The sequence below is a fragment of the Croceicoccus sp. YJ47 genome, assembly GCF_016745095.1.
Lineage (GTDB): Bacteria > Pseudomonadota > Alphaproteobacteria > Sphingomonadales > Sphingomonadaceae > Croceicoccus.
On sequence record NZ_CP067087.1, the window covers coordinates 27,085 to 48,476 of the forward strand.

Annotated in this window: 15 protein-coding genes and 2 pseudogenes; 6 read left to right on the forward strand and 11 right to left on the reverse strand. The window is 60.2% G+C overall.

The features are described 5' to 3' along the window. Positions 1 to 34: 34 nt before the first annotated feature. The gene (locus JD971_RS00105; RefSeq protein ID WP_202085049.1) at positions 35 to 1,507 is read right to left on the reverse strand and encodes an MFS transporter; all 1,473 of its coding nucleotides are present in this window, start codon (positions 1,505 to 1,507) and stop codon (positions 35 to 37) included. A gap of 146 nt (positions 1,508 to 1,653) precedes the next feature. On the opposite strand from JD971_RS00105, the gene JD971_RS00110 reads away from it, so the two are divergent. Further along, positions 1,654 to 2,910 carry an MFS transporter gene (locus JD971_RS00110; RefSeq protein ID WP_236672169.1) on the forward strand — a complete coding sequence of 419 codons (1,257 nt, stop codon included), beginning with the start codon at positions 1,654 to 1,656 and terminating at the stop codon, positions 2,908 to 2,910. Between the two features lie 900 nt (positions 2,911 to 3,810). Here JD971_RS00110 and JD971_RS00115 read toward each other — a convergent pair. The 3 genes from JD971_RS00115 to JD971_RS00125 form a co-directional block, all read right to left on the reverse strand. Further along, entirely contained in the window at positions 3,811 to 4,212 is a 402-nt protein-coding gene (locus tag JD971_RS00115; RefSeq protein WP_202085053.1) for a hypothetical protein, read from the reverse strand. 110 nt (positions 4,213 to 4,322) lie between these two features. Further along, positions 4,323 to 4,715 (reverse strand): DUF6379 domain-containing protein, encoded by a 393-nt coding sequence (locus JD971_RS00120; protein ID WP_202085055.1) that lies wholly within the window; start codon positions 4,713 to 4,715, stop codon positions 4,323 to 4,325. 14 nt (positions 4,716 to 4,729) lie between these two features. After that, positions 4,730 to 5,737, reverse strand: coding sequence for a sugar phosphate isomerase/epimerase (locus JD971_RS00125; protein ID WP_236672170.1), 1,008 nt, complete (start codon positions 5,735 to 5,737; stop codon positions 4,730 to 4,732). Between the two features lie 161 nt (positions 5,738 to 5,898). Between JD971_RS00125 and JD971_RS00130 the strand changes: the two genes are divergently transcribed. Then, positions 5,899 to 6,318 carry a DoxX family protein gene (locus tag JD971_RS00130; protein WP_236672414.1) on the forward strand — a complete coding sequence of 140 codons (420 nt, stop codon included), beginning with the start codon at positions 5,899 to 5,901 and terminating at the stop codon, positions 6,316 to 6,318. 98 nt (positions 6,319 to 6,416) lie between these two features. Here the strand turns inward: JD971_RS00130 and JD971_RS00135 are convergent, their stop codons facing one another. The 4 genes and pseudogenes from JD971_RS00135 to JD971_RS00155 all read right to left on the reverse strand — a co-directional run bounded on the left by JD971_RS00135 (position 6,417) and on the right by JD971_RS00155 (position 13,324). Next, the gene (locus JD971_RS00135) at positions 6,417 to 7,415 is read right to left on the reverse strand and encodes a ThuA domain-containing protein (RefSeq protein ID WP_202085061.1); all 999 of its coding nucleotides are present in this window, start codon (positions 7,413 to 7,415) and stop codon (positions 6,417 to 6,419) included. Beyond that, positions 7,412 to 9,571, reverse strand: a pseudogene (locus tag JD971_RS00140) (glycoside-pentoside-hexuronide (GPH):cation symporter). The gene JD971_RS00135 and the pseudogene JD971_RS00140 overlap by 4 nt, the downstream one beginning before the upstream one ends. A 1-nt stretch (position 9,572) precedes the next feature. Further along, positions 9,573 to 10,880 carry a sulfatase gene (locus JD971_RS00150; RefSeq protein ID WP_236672171.1) on the reverse strand — a complete coding sequence of 436 codons (1,308 nt, stop codon included), beginning with the start codon at positions 10,878 to 10,880 and terminating at the stop codon, positions 9,573 to 9,575. A 119-nt stretch (positions 10,881 to 10,999) separates the two neighbouring features. Continuing rightward, positions 11,000 to 13,324 carry a TonB-dependent receptor gene (locus JD971_RS00155; protein WP_202085065.1) on the reverse strand — a complete coding sequence of 775 codons (2,325 nt, stop codon included), beginning with the start codon at positions 13,322 to 13,324 and terminating at the stop codon, positions 11,000 to 11,002. 1,000 nt (positions 13,325 to 14,324) lie between these two features. Between JD971_RS00155 and JD971_RS16935 the strand changes: the two are divergent. Together JD971_RS16935 and JD971_RS00160 are read left to right on the forward strand one after the other, a co-directional pair. After that, positions 14,325 to 14,450, forward strand: a pseudogene (locus JD971_RS16935) (helix-turn-helix domain-containing protein); the annotation flags it as partial. A 39-nt stretch (positions 14,451 to 14,489) separates the two neighbouring features. Next, complete coding sequence (locus JD971_RS00160) at positions 14,490 to 14,900, forward strand: hypothetical protein (RefSeq protein ID WP_236672172.1); 411 nt, start codon at positions 14,490 to 14,492, stop codon at positions 14,898 to 14,900. Between the two features lie 478 nt (positions 14,901 to 15,378). Here JD971_RS00160 and JD971_RS00165 read toward each other — a convergent pair whose 3' ends face one another. Beyond that, entirely contained in the window at positions 15,379 to 16,302 is a 924-nt protein-coding gene (locus tag JD971_RS00165) for a sugar phosphate isomerase/epimerase (RefSeq protein ID WP_202085069.1), read from the reverse strand. A gap of 19 nt (positions 16,303 to 16,321) precedes the next feature. Then, positions 16,322 to 17,278 carry a sugar phosphate isomerase/epimerase gene (locus JD971_RS00170; RefSeq protein WP_202085072.1) on the reverse strand — a complete coding sequence of 319 codons (957 nt, stop codon included), beginning with the start codon at positions 17,276 to 17,278 and terminating at the stop codon, positions 16,322 to 16,324. 491 nt (positions 17,279 to 17,769) lie between these two features. Here JD971_RS00170 and xylB point away from each other — a divergent pair, with 491 nt between their 5' ends. Further along, on the forward strand, positions 17,770 to 19,212 hold the full coding sequence (gene xylB, locus JD971_RS00175) for a xylulokinase (RefSeq protein WP_202085074.1): 1,443 nt from the start codon (positions 17,770 to 17,772) through the stop codon (positions 19,210 to 19,212). Positions 19,213 to 19,221: 9 nt separating this feature from the next. Beyond that, a complete protein-coding gene (gene xylA, locus JD971_RS00180) occupies positions 19,222 to 20,541 on the forward strand; it encodes a xylose isomerase (RefSeq protein WP_202085076.1) in 1,320 nt (439 codons plus the stop codon). 130 nt (positions 20,542 to 20,671) lie between these two features. Here the strand turns inward: xylA and JD971_RS00185 are convergent, their stop codons facing one another. After that, entirely contained in the window at positions 20,672 to 21,328 is a 657-nt protein-coding gene (locus tag JD971_RS00185; RefSeq protein ID WP_202085078.1) for a GntR family transcriptional regulator, read from the reverse strand. Between the last annotated feature and the right edge of the window lie 64 nt (positions 21,329 to 21,392).

The following is a 21,392-nucleotide window of genomic DNA, read 5'->3' on the forward strand; positions in this document are numbered from 1 at the left end:
TCGTCCGCATCGGTATTGGGACACCTAATGGCGTTTAATCCGATGCTTCCCGCAACGCCGGCTTGTTCTGTCCGAAAATGTCTGATGGCAGGCGGGAGACGCTGAGCAGGGACAGCGCTACTGCCGCAGCGATCGCAAGACCCGCCGGACCCAGTCCCGCAAGCCGCGCGGCTGCCTCCTCGCCGGTGGCGGAAAAATACACGGCTCCGATAATGGCGATACCCAGGGCGCCACCGATTTGCTGGGCCGTGCGCAAGGTCGCGCTGGCCGTTCCGGCATTGGCGCGGTTGACCTCCGCCAAGACGATCGGGCCGAGCGGACCCGACATCGTCCCCATCCCCACCCCGGCGAGCGCAAGGCAGGAAAGCAGGCCAATGCCGCCGTCATCGCCGTTCATGATCGCGCGCGTCGCCAGGAAGGTACCGACGATCATGGCGGCGCCTCCGAGCAGGGGCAGGGTTTTCCCGATGCGGGGAAGCAATCTGGGGACCAGCACACCGATACCGAGCATGACGCCGGCGCTGAACGGTATGTGGACGAGCGCGGTTTCAAACGGAGAGAGGCCGAGCCCCTGTTGCAACGACACCGACAGGATGAGCAGAAAGCCGATGGACGCGCTGGAGAAAGAGAAGGCGGCGAGCACGCCCCAGCGGAACGTGCCTATGTTGAACAAGGCCGGTTCGATAATCGCCGGCTCTCCCCTGCCCCTGCGCGCGCCCGCACGAAACCAGCCGGCTACGATCATGGCCATGCACACCGCGAACAGGCCGAGAAGCCAGACAGACCAACCCGTTTCCGCACCGGTGATCAGCGCGTAGAGAAGCCCGCCGAACCCGCCGGCGAAGATCAGCGCGCCCGCCGGATCGATCCGCAAGCTGGCGCTGGGATCGGCCTTGGGCAATACGAACAGGCCCACCAGAATTGCGCCCAAGCCAATCGGAAGATTGATGAGGAAAATCAGCCGCCAGCCCAATCCGAACAGGTTCCATTCGATGAGGAGACCGCCGATGATGGGACCAAGGATCGCGGCAAGGCCCACGATCACGCCGAAATACGCCAGCTTCGTGACCCGCTCCAGCGGCGTGTAAAGCACCTGCACGACGGCCATCGTCTGCGGTGCCATCACGGCCCCTGCCGCGCCCTGCACCATGCGGGCGGCAACCAGTTGCCCAGGCGTCTGCGCCAGACCGCAAAACAGCGATGCGAGGACGAAACCCGTCGTTCCAATCACGAAAACGCGAGAATAGCCAAACGCATCGCCAAGCCTCCCGCCCAGAAGCAGAAGCGACCCGAGCGTCAGGAGGTAGCCGGCAACGATCCACTGCATCGCGACAGGCGACGCCAGCAGGCCGTCCCGAATGGTAAGCAGGGCGGTGTTCACGATGGTCGAATCGCCGACCTCCATCACAAGGGCGGTCAGCACCGTGAGGAATGCGGCTGTCTTGCGCCGATCCGACATTTCCTCCGGCCCGGCGCGCATCGCGCTGGCATCTGTGAGTTCTGACACGCGCCCCTCCATGAGAGGGCATCGCCATGACCTCGACAGCTTAAATTAAAATCATGCTTCTATTACCGCGAAATGATGCTAAACGTCAATCTCCGTCATCCGGACCCGGCATAAGTCAGGGCCACAGTGGCCAAGGGAGAGGTTATTTGGTTTCAAGCACCGTTCAGCAGCGCCAGCCCGGTATTCCTCAGGGAATAATCGTCATTCTTGCAGGTTTCCTGCCGATCCTCGCCATTGTGTCGATGTTCCCGGCCGTCGGGGCGATGATCGGGCATTTCGCGCCGACCGACCCCGATGCCGCCACCAAAGTGCCGTCGATGGTCACCGCTCCGGGCCTCGCGATCGCCGTGACGGCTCTCTTCATGGGCCTGCTCGTCGACCGGTACGGCCGGCGCAAGCTCGTCCTGGTATCGACGTTTTCCTATGGATTCATCGGTGTCATCCCGTTTTTCCTCGAAGATCTCGATTGGATCTATGCCTCGCGACTCCTGCTTGGCTTTAGCGAGGCGGCAATCCTGACCACGGTCAATACCCTGATCGCCGACTATTGGGCCGAAGAGGGTCGGCGCCGCTGGCTCACGCTCCAGGGCATGATCGGGCCCGCTTTTTCGTCCATCATGATCTTCTTTGCGGGGACGCTGACGGCCTGGCGCTGGAACGGGATCTTCCTGCTGTACCTGCTCGCCATTCCCATCGCGATTGCGATGTGGCGCTACATGTATGAACCCGAAAGCGATGCAACGGTCCGCCGCAACCTTGGCATGGACGAAACCGGTGAAGGCACTGCGTTCCCCTGGAAAACGATATTCGAGATTGCGATCCTGACGCTGTTCAGCTCGGCGATCTACTACGTTTTCATCGTCAATGGCTCTGTCGTGTGGGAAGAACTCGGCGTTACCGATCCTGAGAGCATTGGTCAGATCACCGCGCTTCCGACCCTGTTCATCCTGGTGGGTGCCGGCCTGTTCTGGCTGCTGGGGCGCAAGGGTTTCAGCTTCCGCGTACAGGTCGCCACGTTCCTTACCCTGCTGGGTGCCGGGCTCGCCTTGATGGGTTACACCTCCAACTGGCAGGGCATGGTTGCCGGTATGGCGCTGCAGCAAACCGGCGCTGGCATGTCCATCCTGACGCTCATCGCCTGGGCGCAGAGCCGCCTGCCGTTCGCCCACCGCGGACGCGGAATGGGCATCTGGACCGCGACCTTCTTCTTCGGGCAGTTCTCGTCGCCGCTGGCCGTCAGCGCTCTGCGCGCCGAGCTTGGCTCCATGCAGGCTGCGTTCGTGACAATGGGACTGGTCGGGATCGCCGGGGCTGTCGTTTTCTTCTTCGCACTGGGCCGCACGCGCGCAGATGAGGAAGAACAGCTGGTCGGCGCCGCAGCGAAAGAAGGACCGCTGCCCTGAATCCAGACGATTGAGGTCCGCAAATGCAAGAAAGGCGCCGGGTCGATCCCGGCGCCTCTTTTTCTATCGGGACACCAGATCGCGCGCGGACGCAGAAGCCCAACCGCGCGATCGACCGAATGGGCATTCAACGCCATGCAGGTTGGCGGAAGGTTCTGTGAGGTGGACGAACGCACCTGCGCGCCATCGGTCACGAACCTTGGCGATGCCGTGGGCCTTGCTTCGACGGTTCAGGGCAGTGGTCGCGGGATCACCCGTCATTCGGCGCAACACCGATTTATTGGACCGCGGTGCGACGCGGCCCGGGCTGGTCAGGGCCCATCCACATTTTCGGTCTGCATAACGTGCGCCGAATTGGATGCCACCGCATCCACGAAGATTATGTTGGCGGGCGTCTTCATGCGCGCACCGTCCTTTCCGGTCGAGCCAGCGGAAACCTGTCATGCGCCCCACCGCCTCGATCACCACTGATATTTTCGACAACGGTATCAATGGCGTGTCTCGGTTTGCCCGTCGCTTCGACAGCAAGCAGGGGTGATGGGTTGGAGCACGATGGGGCTCCGTAAGGACACCCCCCTCGCCCGCATCGAGCACGCCGTTCATCGCACACGGCCATCGTGCGGCTGTGTCAGGTGGGCGGTCCGCTCCGGGGGCACTAAACGCGCCGGCCATTTGCCACGAAACCGTTCGCGCGCGTCTGCTCCGCTGCATCGGGCGGGCAGGCAACAGATCATTGTCCATGGCGCAGATGCGCAGGTTTCATTGCCCGCTATCGGCCGCAACGAACTGGTCGACCTTGGTTTACACCTTGGTGCAAAAAGGCGCGATTTCTTCGCACCGGGATCGCAATCCTACCAACGATGGCGCTGATGTCCTCGGTTCAGCGAACGTCCAGCGAGCTTACAGCTGCGGATCCGGTTGAGATCGGCGGTCCGCCTGAGGGATTTCAGCGTCGTCGATGCAATGCCTCTGCGTCTGCATCGTGAAATGCCGTTTGCGCATTCCCCGCGGTCGTTTGCATGGCATCACGCGCGGCTGCGTCGTCGACATCGTCTGAAAAATTTTACCAGCATCCAAGCCCCGGCCGCTTCGGACCGAGGAACCCGAACGGGCCGTGCATGTCCATAAAGGCCTGCTTTCAACGCGGTCGCAGTCGTAAGATTGCAAATCCTCGATCCGAAAGGCAGCCGTTACGCCGACATGGAGCGGATTTTCGGAAACATACGCGAAGATCGTCAGCCGGACGAGTTGGCAATCCCGGCTCACAGTCAGGACGGAGCTGCGCGCGATCGTGGCCGTCACGACTGTTGAAAATACGATACCGGCATCGGGCGACACCAAGCCCGACCGCATCGCCGCGCCCGCAGGAGGCGCGGCGACGTTTTTCCGGTGTCAGATCGTTCTGAAAGAGCTCAGGCGGCCAGGGCCATCGTCTTGGTGAACTTCGTGGTCGGTACGAAGGGCAGGTAAGACACGCGGTAACGCACCGCGAAAGTCACCTCGTGCTCGCCCTCACCCAGCCCGCCATCGCGCAGCGCGATGACCGTGGCCTGCTCGCCAAAGTTCCAGCGGTCGTCGAAAACCGTTTCCATCTGGTCGAGCGTGTAGGTCTTGCCGCGCACGTGAAAGCGCACGTCTTCCCGCGCCACTTTGTCGCCGTCAATCTCGATGGCGATATCCTCGACCATCGAAAGGCCGAGGCCGCGGTAGTAGGGCAAGCGGGCTAGCAACTTGAAGCCCTTCACCTCGCCGCCGTCTTCGTAATTCGCGAGGCTACCCTCGACCATCATCTTGTTGTCCATCATGGGATCGTACTCCTTCAGGCAGCCTTGAGGGCGGGAACTTCGGGTTCGCCGAGCAGACGGGCCAGCATCACCTGCTGACGACGGACCTGTTCGACGCTGTCGGGTTCCTCGGCGTCCTCGATCCAGCGATTGCCTTCATATTCGGAGCAGATGTAGCCGTCGTAGCCACCCTTTTTGAGCACCTCGACGATCTCGTCATAAGGGATCGAAGGCTCCACGTAGTCCTCGTTCATCTGGTAGAACTTGCCGTGGATGTTGTGGATGCGGTGCATGTAGTCGAGCATGCGCTTCGGCTCGTAAGCGGCGTTGTGACGCGCCGTTTCGGCCATCTGGATCGCAGGTCCGGTACCGCCCATCTGATGCACATCGAGGATGATGTACTCCCCGAACACACGGTCTTCGTACGCCTTCACGATGTAATCGGAGATATGCGCGGGCACGCCCATGCGCGCGAAACGCTCGCGCTGTACCGGCGGAAAGGCGTGCAGGAACATGCCCATGTCGGGCAGGAAGCCCAGCGCGTCCGAGCCGCTCTTCTCATAGGCTTCGGCGTGGCGGATGATCCACGGATGGTCGAAGTGCAGTGGGGCGTGCACCTCGATCAGGATCTTGATGCCCTTCTCCTCGGCATGGGGCGCGGCCGCGACGAGGACGTCGGGCGAAACGGAGCAGAGCGAGCGGATATATTTCATCCCCAGGCGCGCGGCAAAATCAATGTCGTTCTTCACGCTGGCGACCTGCTCGTCGAACGGCATGATCTGCCCTTTCACGCGCTTGGTATCGAGCATGAAATCGTGGCTGACGGGTACGCAGTCGTACTTCTTGATCAGCCGGTGCCAGTTTTCGATAGCGGCATCTTCCACGCCGACTTCGGGCCAGCCCCAGAACGTCTGCTCGCCGATGATCTCGATGCCGTTCGCGCCGAACTCCGCCGATGTCCGGATGCAATCTTCCAGGCTCATCTTACCCTGAAAGGTCTCGTTCTGATAGGAATAGAGGCTCACGCCCCGCTTGATCGCCATAATCACCCTCCAATACCGGCTGCCAACGCACCGGCCTTTTTTCCACCAAAAGGATCAACACCGCTTGCGTTGCCCTTCATTCTTATTAGAACAGTAATTCTATATACAATCTGCGCACGGTCAAGACTGCTTTTGCCGCGACGCAGGAAAGAGGGGTGGATATGCAAGAACGAAGCGGAAAAACGAATCCGAAAGCCGTCGTGAATTGGGTCGCTCTTGCCGCGTTGGTGATACCGATCGGCGGGTTTTCCATTTTTGTCGGCTGGAACAAGGCCAATGCCCCGATCGAGATACTCGCGGAGCATTCGGCCTGGACTTATCACCTGCCCGTCTGGTTAGGCCGCACGGTGGGCTGGATGGAGCTCGTGGCCGCCGCGGTTCTGTTCGCTGGCTTGCTGATTCCGAAATTCTCGCGGCCGGGCATGTTCGCCGCCATCTGGATCACGCTCAATCACATCGTTGCCGCCATCGTCCATATCATCTTCGCGGAGTGGCATACACTCACGCAGAGCGCCATCGTGATTACCTTGTGCGTGATTATGGTCCTGCTGTTCGCACAACGCGTGCGCCGAACGATCTGAGAAAACGCAAAGACAAGTCGAACGCCGATGCCGAGTCCATCGGCTCCCGACAAAAGGAAGGGGGCGTCGCGAGACGCCCCCTTTTTGGCGAGAAGGCGTCAATCTTCCGTCCGATATTCTTCCGGAATATCGTAGGCGGACGCCTTGTCGTAGGGCGGGATCGTAACCTCACCGGTGGCCGCCCATTCCGTTCCGCGGACAATAAGCGTCCTCACCCCGTCGAACATCAAGGTATCCGGACCGTGGCCCAGCGTGATGGAAAACACCCGGCCCTCGCCATAATCCTGAACCCAGACCAGCGGGTTCGCCGCATTCATGCCATCCATTTTCGCGACGTTGTCTGCCGAATACGCTTCGTAATCGTATTTCGGGCCGGCCAATTCCGGCACGTAATTCTTCATATCGTCGAAGCCGGTCGCCAGGACCGTGACGTTCGCGTCCGGCGCGAAGCTCATGTTCGTGTACATGTCCTCCATGAAGGACCAGACATAGCGCCGCACGCCGCGCGTGATCGGGTGCTCGGCATCGGTCATGCGGACGCGAAAGCCGTCGGGCGGCGACCGTCGGCTCTGCCCCGGTACCATCGTGGCGCCCAACAAACGCTTGTACTCCGGAATGTCGAAACCCCAGGTGAAACTGGAATGGAAGGCGACGAGGCCGCCGCCCTGGTCGACGTAATCGTAGAGCGCCTGAAAAGCCTCGGGTGACCAGAGCTTCTGCTTAGCATCGGCGTAGTTCCAGCGACTGGCATAGTTCAGGAAGACGACATCGTACTTCTGCAGCATTTCCAACGTGCCGAATTCGAAATCCTCGACCACCCGGACATCGAACCGGCCCGTGTCCTTCAAATGCGTGCGAAGGCGGTTGTTCACCCCTGTCCAGTCATGCTCGTACGTGTTCTCCCCCGATATGATCAGCACCTTGAGCAGTTCGTCCTGCGGGGTCACCGGTGTAACCACGCGCTGGACGGTTTCGGGGGGTGCGTAGGGGACCGCATCGACGGTGGTGGGTATATCCGCGACCGGCACCTCCTGCGCCATCGCAGGAAACGCGATGGCGGTGCTGGCGGCGATCGAAGCGAGAATAGCTACTTTCATTCTGTCTCTCCCTGAACCGGGTCGGCCCAGTCCGTGCGGCCCTTCCCGGTTTGCTCTTTCTTTCGAACGTCCATCGGCCAGAACAGGACCGTTAGCGCCTGCAGCGCCAGCATCAGCGCGGCGACCCCGTAATAGGCGAAGCGGATGTTCGCGCGGGCCTCTTCCGTGACGCTCGCCGGGTCGTATGACGCAAACGCCAGAACATAAGCGGCGAGCGCGCTGCCGATGGCCATGCCGATTTTCGTCGAAACGCTGATGCCGGAGGACAGCAGCCCTTCGTAGCGAACGCCGTGCTTGGACTGATGATAATCGACCGATTCAGCCGCCATCGTGAAGATGGCCGTGATCGTGATCGACGTCGTGATCGAGAACAGGAAATAGGGCAGCAGAAGCGGCGGAACACCCATTCCTGCAATCTGCCAGTCTACCGCGCTGTCCACCGACGCCATCGCCGCGAAAAGCGCGAGCGAGACCCCGATAGCGCCGACGCAGCCAGCCCTGATGCCCGTACGGGCGAGGATCGGCGGAGCAATGAATGCCGCGATGAGCAGGCCGCCCGAAACCATCGGAAGCATGACCGGGATCAGCCAGGGTTTCCCGACGACGTCCTTGGCGAAGAATATCGTCAGACCCAGCATCGCACCGAACCTGATGAAGTACAGCAGGCAAAAACAGAAGCAGACCAGCCATGCCCGGTTGCGCACCATCTGCACGATGGCTTACCATGCCCGGAAATCGGAAACCGACGCGTTATCCTCGAACCGTTCGCGGCAATTCAGGAACAGCATGGCCAGTGCGATGAGTGCGATCGCGCCGAACAGGATGGTCGTCCACGTGAAGCCTCGCTGAAGGTCGTCGCCCCCGAAAAACGCGACAAGCGGCATGGTTGCGGCAGTGCCCAGGATCACCGAAATCGATGTGCCGACCGAACGCGCGCCGCCAAGCTTCATCCGTTCCTTGGTGTCCAGGGTCATCATCGGCATCAGCGCGGTGTAGGGAATGGAACCCGCGCTCATCAGGATGCCGAGAAGCTTGAATGTCACGAATGCATAGGCGAGCTGCATGCCTTGCGAGACGTCCGGAACATGGAATACGGCAATGAAGATCACCACGTAGGGTATTGCCGTGAAAAGGATATAGGGTCTGGTTCGGCCCCATCGGGTCCGGGTCTTGTCCACCCAGATGCCGAAGAGCGGATCGATGACCGCATCCAGCAATCGCGCGACGAGGAAAATCGTACCGACGGCCTCCGCCGAAAAACGTACGATGTCGGTGTAGTAGAACAGCAGGAACGCGCCTGCCATGTTGTACGCCAGGCTGTATCCCAGATCGCCTCCGCCATAGCTGAAACGTTCGAGAAAGCTGAGCTTGCGGCCAGGGGCGGTTGCCTCAACCATACATAGCCTCGCGGGTTGCGGCGATAGATTGATCCATCGGCATGGTCGGCATGTATTCCAGCCCGAGCGGACCGCGATAGCCCAGCTCCTCAAGGTCGGCGACAATCTGCTTCCAGTCGAGATCGCCCGTGCCGGGCTCGTTCCGTCCGGGGTGCCGACCACCTGCACATGCGCCACGAGATGCATCCGTCCGGCAAGAACCTCCTTCAGGTTCTCGCCCATCACGGCGCTGTGGTGAACGTCGTAAAGCAGCTTGAGATTGGGGCTGTCGACCGCCTCGATAATGTCCAGCGCCAGTGGCGTGCTGACGAGGTACATCTGGGCGAAGAGCTGTGTATTCAACGGCTCGAGCACCAGCATCACGCCGGCATCTTCCGCCATCTTCGCCGCGCGCTTCAGGACCGAGACGGCATTGGCGAAATGGTCTTCTTCCGAAACCCCCTCGACGCGAAAACCCGACGCGATGATCAGCGGCGGCGAGCCGACCTTGCGCGCTTCGGCGATGGTGTCACTGACAGCCTGCAGCATTTCCTCGTGTTCGGCAGGATCGACGATCGACCGACGCGGATCGACGCAGAACCCGGTCAGGGTGATGCCCGTCTCGTTGAGCGCATCGGCGACACCGGCCATGTCCTTGTCCCGCCAGAGGTGGAATTCGGCATGATGCAACCCTGCATCCTTCACCGCCCGAATCCGGTCGGGAAGACCGGAGCCGGCTTCGGCAAATTGCCATTCGATACATGCAGATAGGCTGGACATATTATTCTACTCCGAAATGGTCGGCCAGTTCGTCGCCGCGAAATCCATGGGTGAACGTGTCGTCTCGGTACGGGAGCATAGCCGCATTCCAGCGCTCCCAACGTGTACGCAGATCGTTGAAAAGCTCGGGCATGCGCGCCTTCAGGTTTGCACGCTCCATCGGGTCGGCGATGACATCGAACAGGAATTCGTTGCCCGCGATCGAGAGATACTTGTGCCGTCCCAGGCGCACCGCCTTCTGGTCGAGATGATTGTAGCGCCAGAACATCGGAAGCTCGTCGAACCCGCCGGCCCTGAGATCCCGGCCATCGGGCAAGCGATCCTGCGGGAAGCGGGCACCGCCGGCCGCGGCGAGCATGGCCGAAAGGTCCATGGTCATATGCGGCGTATCCACCACCCGGCCGCCATCGAAGACACCCGGCCAGTGGACGATCGTCGGCACGCGAATGCCGCCCTCGAGCAGTTCCGTCTTGCGTCCGGTAAACGGCCAGACATCGGAAAAGCGCTCTCCGCCATTGTCGCTGGAAAACACGATGATGGTTTCCCGGTCCTTGGGGAGTGCGCCGACTGCCGCGACGACTGCGCCAACCTGTTCGTCCATGCGCCTGACCATCTCGGCATAGGTCGCCATGTTGCCACCATCGAAATGGGCAAGCTTGCGGTAGCTTGGATCGGTCGTCAGCCGTTCCGCCTCCGCCCTGTCGTCAGGCGTTTCCCAAGGCCAGTGCGGCGCCGAAAAATGCAGGCTCAGAAAGAACGGTGCGTCGCTGCTGCGCTGTGCATCCACGAATTGCGTGGCGCGCTGCCCCAAAAGACGCGTGAGATAGCCGTCCTCTTCGATTTCGTGGCCATTCTCCCACAGCCCCTCGCCACGTGCGTCCTCGTGGCGCAGATAATCGATACCCCCGCCGCGATAGCCCCAGAAATAATCGTATCCGCTTTTCAACGGGCCATAGTTCGGCAAATTGCCGAGGTGCCACTTGCCGATCAGCGCCGTGCGGTAGCCCGCCTGCCGCAACAGGCTTGGCAGCGTGGGTTCATCCGGCGGCAGTCCGGTGTCGCGCGGTCCGATCGGTTCTTCGAGCCCGGCATCCAGCCGATACTGATATCGCGCCGTCATCAGGCCAAGCCGGGTGGCCGAACAGACCGGCGAGTTCGCATAAGAGTGCGTCAATCGCGCGCCCGCCGCGGCAAGCCGGTCACAATATGGCGTGACGTAATCCCGGCGACCGAAGCATGAAAGATCGGCATACCCCAGATCGTCCGCCAGGATGAATACGATATTGGGTTGGCGTTTTTCCCCGCCCATCTCTCTTGCAGAAGCGATGCCCGGCAACAGGGACAAAGCCCCTGCTGCAAGCACCTGCCTTCGCGCGACGTTCATCGGAAAGCGAGCTTCCCGCCGGCAAGAGGGGTCACCCCTGTCCATCAGAATTCGTAGCCGACGCGCACGCCATAAGTGCGCGGGGGCGCGAAGGTGAAGTTGAACGTATCGTCCGGCCCGGCCGATACGAAACTGGCATAGGCGAGCGGTTGCGAATCTTCGAGGTTGCGCACGAAACCCTGGATGCTCCAGTTTTTCAGGGCTGGCTCGTACTTGAGGCTGAGGTCGGTCTGGGAAAAAGAGTCCTGCCTGCTCGACTGGTAATTGAAGATGTCGAGAAAATAGGAGCTCTTGAACCGGGAATAGATGCTGGCCGTAATGACCCCGCTATTGCCGATGTCGAACTGGTGGTCGTAACCGGCGGTAATGGTGAAGCGGGGAGACTGCGGAAGCGTGTTTCCGGAAAGATTGGGCTGAACCACGCCCGGTCCCGGATCCAGATCGGCCAGACCGTTATTGCCCGGATTGACCGTGTCGAGAATGGCGTACGACGCGAGAAGTTCGTCGTATTCCGCCTTGAGGAAATTGACCGAAGTCGTAAAGGTGCCGTTCTCGGTGACCTCGAACGTACCCTCGACCTCGAGACCGTAGATCGTCGCGGCACCGGCGTTGAAAATCTGCTGCCCGATGGCCGGGTTCAGCAAAACGGCGGTCTGCAGGTCGGTGTAATCGTAATAGAACCCGGCCAGGTTCACGATATGCTGACCCCGATCGCCGACGGTCAGTTTCGCACCGGCTTCATAGGCCAGATTGGTTTCCGGATCGTACGGCCCGACGCTGTCGAAACCTCCGGATTTGTAGCCGGTCGACACCTTGCCGTAGATGAGAGTATCGGCATTGGGCGTGTAATTCACGCTTACCAGCCAGGTCAGCTGTTCGTTGTTCTGTTCCAGATTGACGATCGACGACGGAGGCGTCGTCGGCGCGACGGGACCGACGTTGAAACGGAATCCGTAGTTCCCGAAAACCCCTTCGCGACGGTCGATCGTGTAGCGCAGACCGCCGATCAGCGTCAGCTGATCGCTCAGGGCATATTCCGCCTGACCGAAACCGGCGTAGCTGCGCGATTCGGTCGTGCGGGAGAACGTATTGATAAAGCTGCCGTTGGGCGCGATGAACGGGCTGAAGAGGCCGCGAAGATTGTCGACTTTCTCCTGATAGAAGAACACGCCCGCCTGATAGGTGAACGCGCCGCTGAAGCCGCCGATCCGCAGTTCGTGGCTCATCGTGTCGACCGTGTTGTCGAATTCGTAGAAAGTGTAGTTGGGCAGCGCGAGATCGGTATTCTGATCCGTGAAGCGATAACCGCCGAGATAAGTGGCTGTCGCCCCACCCAGATCGTATTCGATCTTCCCGCGGACCGCATAGCTATCCTGCAGGTTCGGCGTCAGCGGAATCTGCGGAAGCGGACCGTCATAGGAGGAGCGATCGTCGATCTGCTCGAGCGCGTCGCTTCGAACCGGAATGCACTGGCCGCCCGGGATCAGCGGTGCGGCGTCGACAAAGCCGTTTTCCGTACAATTCGGACCGGGTTCGCGGCCGGGAATATTGAAACTGTACGACGCGAAAGCAGGGACGATGCTCTCGTTGTGGACATACTCGCCCGAAATATCGAACGAAAGGCGATCGGTCGGCATCAGCGATACGGTCGCTCTCACGCCCTGATTGTCGGCAGTCCCGCTCCGAACCACGTCCACGCCCGCAGCGGCACGGTTGGGGTGGAAGAAAAACCCGTCGCGCTTGTTATATAGCCCGGCCAGACGCAGCCCGCCAACGCTGCCGAAGGGAATATCGATGCCGGCTTCCAGCTTGCGAGAATCGTAATTGCCGTAGGTCGCGCTGATATCCCCGCCGAAAGTCGTGCCCGGCTTGCGCGCGATGAAATTGATGGCGCCGCCCGTCGCGTTACGCCCGTAAAGCGTGCCTTGCGGACCACGCAGCACCTCGATCCGATCGATATCGAACAAGGCGAGGTTCAACACATTGGGTCGGTTGATGTATTCACCATCGATATTTACGGCGATGGACTGATCCTGCCCTTCGTCGTTCGAATTCGTGCCCACCCCGCGGACCGCAACGCGGGTATAGTTACCGTCTTGAACGATGTTCAGAACCGGGGCGACACGGGTGAGATCCTGAAAGTCGGTGATGCCGGCATCTTCGATGGCTTCGGCACCCACCACGTCGATCGCGATGGGCACGTCCTGCACGTTCTCGGCACGATTTTGCGCCGTAACGACGATGACATTGGTGGGTTCGGGATCGACCGGTGCGGGCTCGCCAGGGATCACCTGCGCATGTGCCGGCATGCAGAGCACGGTCAGCGCACTTCCGAAAAACAGAACGGTTTTGTGGTTCTGAAGTTTCATATAGACTCTCCCTGAACCCCCGGTTTTTACGGTGGGTATAATAGAACTAAAGCTCTAGTTATAGTTTCGTATGGTTGTCAATGACTATCGTCGGGGACGACGCAAGCAGTTGCAGATTACCCCGCCATCGTATCGCGCCGTCCGTCACTATGATCGGTCAGAAAAAACCATCGGAAGCAGAAGGCGTCGGCTCGGCGGGATTGATCGCGAGTTCCAAAGGCGCAGGCCATCCCCGCACGGCGCATTGCCGCGTGCAAGCTCGCGACGCCCCTCCGCTATCCGCGCAAATAAGGACACCCGCCGGGCGGCGATCGCGGAGGGGCCGCCCTTCCTCGCAAATCATCCGTCGCTAGGAACGCGTTCTTAACGGAACCGCGCATCGTTTTGGCGCACAACTTCTCTGCCGGTTATGGAATTTCCTCGATCGAAGAGGCGCTTGAATTGATCGTAGGTTACGCCGATGCCGGTCATCTCTTCGGGCGTCGTTCCCTTCCCCAAAACGGCGAGGGTCAAATCGGCAGTCGATTGGACGAGAATGTCGATCCGCTCCCCGATACGGACGGGTGGTGAATCTAAACCGCGACAACCGAGGAAACGAATTGCCTGTTCGCCATCTGCGCCGCGTGCAGGCCGCGACTATGAAGCTGCCGTTGGCGATTGGCGTGTCACCTTTAAGCGATGGTCGGGCATGAAGACCGCTTCGAACATGCAAACACGCGCGTTTTTGCGTGCTATTCGAGATTTTCGATCAGTTGCCAATCATCGTCTGGCGGCATTGCCCATGCCTTCGGGAAACCGGAACACTGAATTTTCTTCGCTTCCGCGACCGAATTATAATCTCTAATTAATACAAATTGGAATTGACGTTCCTATTCGCTTCCTGCTTTCGGAAAATATGCCACGCCAAACGAACAGCGCTTCCCCAGAGGTTGAAAAACTCCTGGAGGCGGCAATCCGCCGAAAGCCGCGACAGGGGCGCTCTCTTGCGTCTTTCGAACGGATGCTGGAAGCGACTCGCGAATTGATGCTTGAGCGCGGGAGCGAAGACTTCACGCTTCAGGATGTGAGCAGTCGCGGAAACGTCTCGATCGGCTCGATCTATCTTCGGTTCGAAAGCAAGGACCATCTCCTCTACGCAGTCATCGGACAGGAACTTCAGACGATCGTGGAAACCGAAGCCGCGATGGTGCAATCGATCGCTGCGGAAAGTGGCAGTCTGAAGGAATTTCTGACGAAATATCTGGAGGCCTATATTGCCTTCATGGCCAAGCATTCGGCGATCCTGCGGGCCATCATGCAGCGCGCGGCGATTGATCCGGTGGTATCCCCGTGCGGGAAGGAAGCGGGTCACAAGGCTCTATCGGAAACGGCGGATGTCATTCTGTCCTATCGAGACGAGATCCAGGGCAACGACCCGCCCGAAAAAGCGGAAGCTGTCCTGCATATGGTCTTCGCATCCGTCGCCCGGCAATTCGGTCTCGGCGCCTCGATTGAAGCGGGGGATCCCAAGATCTGGAAAAAACTGCGACCGCAGCTGTCCGACATGGCTTACGCCTACCTGACCTATAAGGATTGAACCGGTCGCACGGCGGCCTCTCGAAAATAGGTCAAGGATCCCGGTCAGGTCCTTCACCCGCAAATTTTCGATCCCGCGGAAGAGGCTCGCGGGACTACCGGATCGGCCGACACCGCCGGACATGATTGTCATGCCGTCGCGCATGACGCATGGTCGATGCGGTGTAAGGTTACGAGGCCGATACGGGACCGCCTACGCGATCGAGGTCTCGTCCCGTTGCGGGGAAAAGGAAACACTCGAAGCGTAACAAAGCCCATCGCCGCGAACCCGGGCCAGCAGTTCGATGCCGATTCCACCGACCAATTCGGCCTCAGCGCGCGAAAGGCATCGAAAAAGCCTTCCGCGCGCTGACCTAGCGCGACACGTCATAGTGTGCAGGCGGAGACTTCTCGCCAGAAAGGACCGAGGGTAGGTCAAGCCCGAACGACGCTCGCGAGGTTCGGGCCCGACTTGGCCATTTGTTATCTGCGAAGGATCCCTAGTCGTAGATCGGCCTCAACTCATTGTCGAGGTAATGGCGGGTGAGCGCCATCGATGCCAGCAAGTCGGGCGATCCGTCGTATTCAACCGACATCCAGCCCTTGAACTCGTGCTTCTTCAGCAGGCGATACAGCCCCTTCAGGTCCAGTTGTCCCATGCCCGGCTCCCAGAACCAGCGCTTGCCGTCATCGGTGATTTCGGGGTCCTGCGCATAGCGCACGCTGTCGGGTTGCCCAGCCGATGCCGTGTCCTTGAGGTGGAACGTGCTGATGCGGTCGTGATAGTCGCTGTAGAACGTGCACAGATCTTCGCCCATGATCGCGATCTGCGCCGTGTCGATGCAGTAATGGACCAGCTTCGGATCGGTCGATTCGATCAGCTCCCGGTGGTTCGGCAGGTTGATCGCGCAGAAGAATTCGTTGTGCAGGCCGATCTTGATGCCGTGATCGGTCGCATATGCGCCAATCTCGTTCATGACCTTGGCGCATTGCTGCACCTCCTCCCGCGAGAGAGGTCCGGTGCCGCAGTAATTCTGCGTCGGGCAGGTGTTCATGTACTGACCGCCGAACTTCGCGATCGTGTCCACGGCTTCGCGACCGGCACGAATGGCCTCATCGTAATGCGCCGGATCATGCGAAGCGTGCGCACCGTGGAACATGCCGATGACCTCGACCCCGCGATCCTTTGCGAAGGCGGCAAAATTTTCGGCTGATCCGAACAGCGGAACAAGATCCGCCAGATCCCAGGGGGCAATTTCGATCCCGTTAAAGCCCAATGCGGACTGATATTTCAGGATCGTGTCCCAATCCGAATAATAGGCGGTATTGGTCTTGTCTTCGTAGTAAAACTCGCGGAAATTATCGATCTGTTTGTAGGGGATCGTCTTCCAGTGGCTCATATTTGCGTAGCGGATATTGGGCATCGCGGAAACTCCGTCCGTCTTATATCGACAATGTTTTGAGGAGGGCGCGGGTTCTCAGCAGAGCGCGAAACGGATCTCTCGTCTGACGGGCGCTGCATATGACGGGCCCGTTGTAATCCAGCCTGTCGAGCAAACCCGCGATCCCGGCCAGATCGACCGATCCCGTGCCCGGATCGCGGTAGACCTGCGTAGCCTGGCCGCTGGGAAATTCGGGGTTCGGCGTTTTCCAGGTTTCGCCCTTGTCGACGAAATCGGTATCGGTGAGGTGCACGGACCCGATCCGCGCAATGTTGCTTGCGATAAAGCTTTCGGGCGAAATGCCGCCTACGAAAAGGCTCGCCGTATCGACGTCCAGCTTGACACCGTCCTGCAGTGCGTCGGCTATGGGAATGATGCGCTCGCCCGCGAACAGGCTCCAGTATTCGTTCCGCAGAACGAGCGTGACGCCGAGTTCGCCGGCTTTTTCCGCAAGCGTACCCAGCATCTTGATCGTGCGCTCGGCAAACTCCTCCATCCTGTTGTCGATGTCGGGATGGTATTGCGCGACGCGCCCGTAGTAGGCCGAAGGGCTGATGGCGAGATAGTCTGCGCCCATTTCGGCCGCATGGGAAAGCGCCTGGCTTCCGAAATGGCCCGTCGCGCCGAAGAAGAAATCGATCTCGTCGTTGCGCATGAACAGGTTGGGATCGAACGTGATCCCGGTGACCGCTTCGATCCCGTTATCTTTCAGGAAAGCGCGATAATTGGCCGCGTTTTCGTATTTTGCATTCACGCAATATTCGTTGAACGGCACACCGGTCCGCCCGCCGAATTGCCACACCGGTTCGTAAGGCATCTCGATCGTCGAGAACCCCGCCGCGGCTATCAAGGGATAAAGTTCTTCCCAAAAGTACCGGCTTTCATAGCGGTTCCGATTGGGTTCCTGGTAATGACGATTGATCAGATCGAGGCTTATCGCGATCGCTTCAGTATTCATATCGGGGACAGGCTCCTCAGGCGGCCGCAACGAAAAACCGCAGCCTAGGTTCGTCCGTGCGGTTATCGAGCAATCGGGCCGACAACCGGCCGTAGTGCTGATACCGAATGTTGTTTTGGTCGGACAAACCCACTCAAATTAGAAGACCCAATCTAATATGGCACGGTCCATTTGATGTCAATCTCGGTGTGTCCGATCCCGCGAGGTCCGAAGGCACCCGCCATTCGTCGGTCGAGCCAGCAGCGCCCCCCCGACCCCGCATCCACCTGTCCACAGGCGAAAAATATTGCGCCGATCGAGGGGGCGTGACGGCGGCCTCGCACTCCCACTTGCATTCTCCGCGATCCGCAGGGCCGAGATTCTTGAAACGATGTTGCACGCCCGACCCGGCAAGATCGTCGTTTGCGAAAGCATCCTTTTTTTTATAATAGCGGTTCTAATAATGCCGAAGTGTGTTTACGTCGAGGCAACGACAGAGAAGGTGGGCAAGGATGTTTCTGGGTTTAGATCTCGGGACCTCAGGGGTTAAAGCCGTCGTCGTCGACGAAGATGGCAAAGCTGTTGCACAGGGTCTTGCCCCCCTGACCGCAAGCAGTCCGTACACCGGATGGTCCGAACAGGATCCGTCGGCATGGTGGCACGCCGCGTGCGAAGCCGTCCTGGCCATCGATCCCGAGTTTCGCCGGGCCGTCCGGGCGATCGGGCTGAGCGGGCAGATGCACGGAGCGACGTTGATCGATGAAGACCATCGCGTGTTGCGCCCGGCAATCCTTTGGAACGACGGTCGAAGCGCCGCAATGTGTGCCCAAATTGAACGTGAGGTGCCCGAATCGCGAGCGATAACCGGCAACATCGCCATGCCGGGTTTTACCGCACCGAAGATCGCCTGGGTGCGCGAGCACGAGCCCGATGTCTTTGCACAGATCCATAAAGTCCTGCTGCCGAAGGATTACCTGCGGTTGTGCATGACGGGGGCGATGGCCTCCGACATGTCGGACAGTTCGGGTACCTTGTGGCTCGACGTCGCGAAGCGTGCATGGTCGGACGAGATGCTGGCCGCGACAGGACTGACGCGGAAAAACATGCCCGATCTGTTCGAAGGCACCGAGCAAAGCGGCGTTCTGCTCGCCGACGTTGCATCGGCATGGGGCATGGATCGCGTACCCGTCGCAGGCGGCGGCGGGGACAACGCGGCGGGCGCTGTGGGAATTGGCGTCGTCGAAGACGGCGATGCGCTGCTTTCACTCGGCACCTCCGGCGTGACCTTTGTCGCGACCAGGGATTTTCGACCAAACCCGGACGGCGCCGTTCATGCCTTCTGCCACTGCCTCCCGGATCAGTGGCATCAGATGGCCGTGCACCTTTCGGCAGCGTCGTGCCTGGACTGGGCGGCCCGGTTGCTCAACATTGGCGGGCCGGGCGAACTCATCGCGCTCGCAGAAACGGTAACGCCGGGCGCCGGGCCCGAATTGTTCCTGCCCTTCCTGAATGGGGAGCGCACCCCGCACAATAACGAACGATTGCGTGCCGGCTGGATCGGTTGCGACGGATCGACCACCCCTGCCCGTCTCGCATCCGCCGTGCTCGAAGGCATTGCGTTTGCCCATGCCGACGGGCTGGCTGCCTTGCGCAATGCCGGAACCACGGTCGACCGGATGACGGTAATCGGAGGGGGATCGCGCTCAACGCACTGGGGCCGCATTCTGGCAACATCCCTGGATGTGACGCTGGATTACCTGCAGGACGGTGAACTTGGACCGTCGATGGGCGCGTCCCGGCTGGCGCGCATGTGCGTGACCGGGGAAAGTCCTGCGACCGTCTGCACCCGCCCTGCACTGCACACCACTATCGAGCCCGATGAATCTCTCCACACCGCGCTTGGTCAAAAACTTTGGGAGTATCGCCGGATCGTCGGCGTCATGGACACCTTTTAGGAGCACCTTATGTCCGCCAGTTATTTCAAAGACTTCGAAACCGTCCAGTTTGAAGGGCGCGATAGCACCAACCCCTTCGCCTATCGCTATTACGACAAGGACCGTGTCGTCCTTGGCAAGCGGATGGAAGACCATCTGCGGATGGCGGTGTGCGTGTGGCACACGTTCTGCTGGCCGGGCAGCGACGTATTCGGCGCGGGAACCTTCGACAGGCCATGGCACCGCGGCGCGAATGACGCCGATGCAGCGCGATCGAAGCGCGAAGCGGCGCTGGCCTTCGTGGAGAAGCTCGACCTGCCGTTCTATTGCTTTCACGACGTCGATGTCATGGCCGATGCGGATGGGATCGGCGCTTTCCGCAAAAGCTTCGCCGAAGCGGTCGACCATCTCGAGGAATTGCAGGCGAAGCACGGTCGCAAACTCCTGTGGGGGACGGCCAATCTGTTCAGCAATCCCCGCTACATGGCGGGCGGGGCAACCAACCCCGATCCCGAGGTCTATGCCTGGGGTGCGAGCCAGGTGCGCGACTGCCTGGAGGCCACGCATCGCCTCGGCGGCGCGAACTATGTCCTTTGGGGTGGGCGCGAAGGGTACGACACGATTCTCAACACCGAGATCGGCGTCGAACTCGACAATTTCGGCCGGTTTCTCAACCTCGTCGTGGAACACAAGCATCGCATCGGCTTTGAGGGTACGATCCTGATCGAGCCCAAACCGCACGAACCGACCAAGCACCAGTACGATTTCGATACTCAAAGCGTGTTCGCGTTCCTTCAGCGTTACGGCCTGGAGAACGAGGTCAAAGTGAACATCGAGGCCAACCATGCGACGCTTGGCGGCCATAGTTTCGAACACGAGCTCGCGATGGCGCGGACGTTCGGGATCCTGGGGTCGGTCGATGCGAACCGCGGCGATTATCAGAATGGCTGGGATACCGACCAATTCCCCAACTCGGTGGAAGAATGGACCCTGGCCATGCTCGAAGTCCTGCGCGCCGGAGGTTTCACCGATGGCGGATTCAATTTCGACGCCAAGGTCCGCCGTCAGTCCATCGATGCCGAGGACCTGTTTCATGGCCATATCGGCGGTGTCGATACGATAGCGCGCGGATTGCTTCGCGCGGCGGAAATGATCGAGGACGGCGCGCTGGAAGACTTCCGCCGTGACCGGTACGGCGACTGGTCGGGAAGTCTGGGGACCATGATCCATGACAAGGGCACCTCGCTCGCCGATATTGCCGATTACGCCGTAAAGCATGATCTCGACCCGCAGCGCCGTTCCGGACGACAGGAATGGTGCGAAAATATCGTCGCAAGGACCCGGAGCTGATCCGGACGGCGGTCTGACTTTGGCGGCATCGGCGTGTTTGCGCGCCGATGCTCAGCCACCTCCCCTCTCCCGCCGGCATCGTCGACGTCGAATTGTGAGCAGCGACGCGCGAACGCACGTCGCCCTGCGATCAATCGAAGCCTTTTTCGATGATCACCTCGGCGATTTTCGCGCGGCTGATCTTTATGAACTCGCTCGCATCGTCGACGGACGGTATCGCGGTATCGAACCGCGTCGCGAGTTCGAAGATGGCGCGTATATCCTCGCGGTGATGGCTGATGGAGTGGAAGATCCGGTCCATCTGCGCCGAAAGATTGCGGTAGATTAATTCGAGCGGCGGGTTGCGCGCGGCCTCTGCAAGCAGATCGAACCGTCGCCGCGACATCTTTATCCAGTACTCCGGATCGAGCTTCGTCTTTCGGACCGCTCGCGCATGGTCTTTATGGATGGCGTTGAGAGCCTCGATCTGTTCTGGCGTCGCCCTTTCGTGGGCCAGTCGTATTATCAACGGGGAGACGGCGCTCCACACTGTGAAAAAATCATCCACCGATTTCAGTGTAAGCCCGGCAACGCGATAACCCCGGCGGGGGATCGTTTCGACGAGCCCATCGTGGTTCAGCCGGTCCAGCGCCTCCCGCACGGGCATCGCCCCGAAACCGATCTCCGCTGATATTTCACGCTCGGTAAAGGGCATGCGAGGCGGCATCTTCAGCGACACGATCCGCTGCCGCAGAAGCACATAGGCCTGATCGGCGAGCGTCTGCTTTCGTTTAGTGCCTTCTGCCATGAAGCAACTCCAGCTCGGCCCGGTATCGAAGCGATCGCCGTCATCGTCGATAAATCCCGGCGCG

Bases quoted from the DNA above. Each gene is read 5' to 3' on its own strand.
- JD971_RS00120 (WP_202085055.1), bottom strand. From the start codon at position 4,715: ATGATGGACAACAAGATGATGGTCGAGGGTAGCCTCGCGAATTACGAA.
- JD971_RS00125 (WP_236672170.1), bottom strand. From the start codon at position 5,737: ATGGCGATCAAGCGGGGCGTGAGCCTCTATTCCTATCAGAACGAGACC.
- JD971_RS00130 (WP_236672414.1), top strand. From the start codon at position 5,899: ATGCAAGAACGAAGCGGAAAAACGAATCCGAAAGCCGTCGTGAATTGG.
- JD971_RS00135 (WP_202085061.1), bottom strand. From the start codon at position 7,415: ATGAAAGTAGCTATTCTCGCTTCGATCGCCGCCAGCACCGCCATCGCG.
- JD971_RS00150 (WP_236672171.1), bottom strand. From the start codon at position 10,880: ATGGGCGGGGAAAAACGCCAACCCAATATCGTATTCATCCTGGCGGAC.
- JD971_RS00155 (WP_202085065.1), bottom strand. From the start codon at position 13,324: ATGAAACTTCAGAACCACAAAACCGTTCTGTTTTTCGGAAGTGCGCTG.
- JD971_RS00165 (WP_202085069.1), bottom strand. From the start codon at position 16,302: ATGCCCAATATCCGCTACGCAAATATGAGCCACTGGAAGACGATCCCC.
- JD971_RS00170 (WP_202085072.1), bottom strand. From the start codon at position 17,278: ATGAATACTGAAGCGATCGCGATAAGCCTCGATCTGATCAATCGTCAT.
- xylB (WP_202085074.1), top strand. From the start codon at position 17,770: ATGTTTCTGGGTTTAGATCTCGGGACCTCAGGGGTTAAAGCCGTCGTC.
- xylA (WP_202085076.1), top strand. From the start codon at position 19,222: ATGTCCGCCAGTTATTTCAAAGACTTCGAAACCGTCCAGTTTGAAGGG.
- JD971_RS00185 (WP_202085078.1), bottom strand. From the start codon at position 21,328: ATGGCAGAAGGCACTAAACGAAAGCAGACGCTCGCCGATCAGGCCTAT.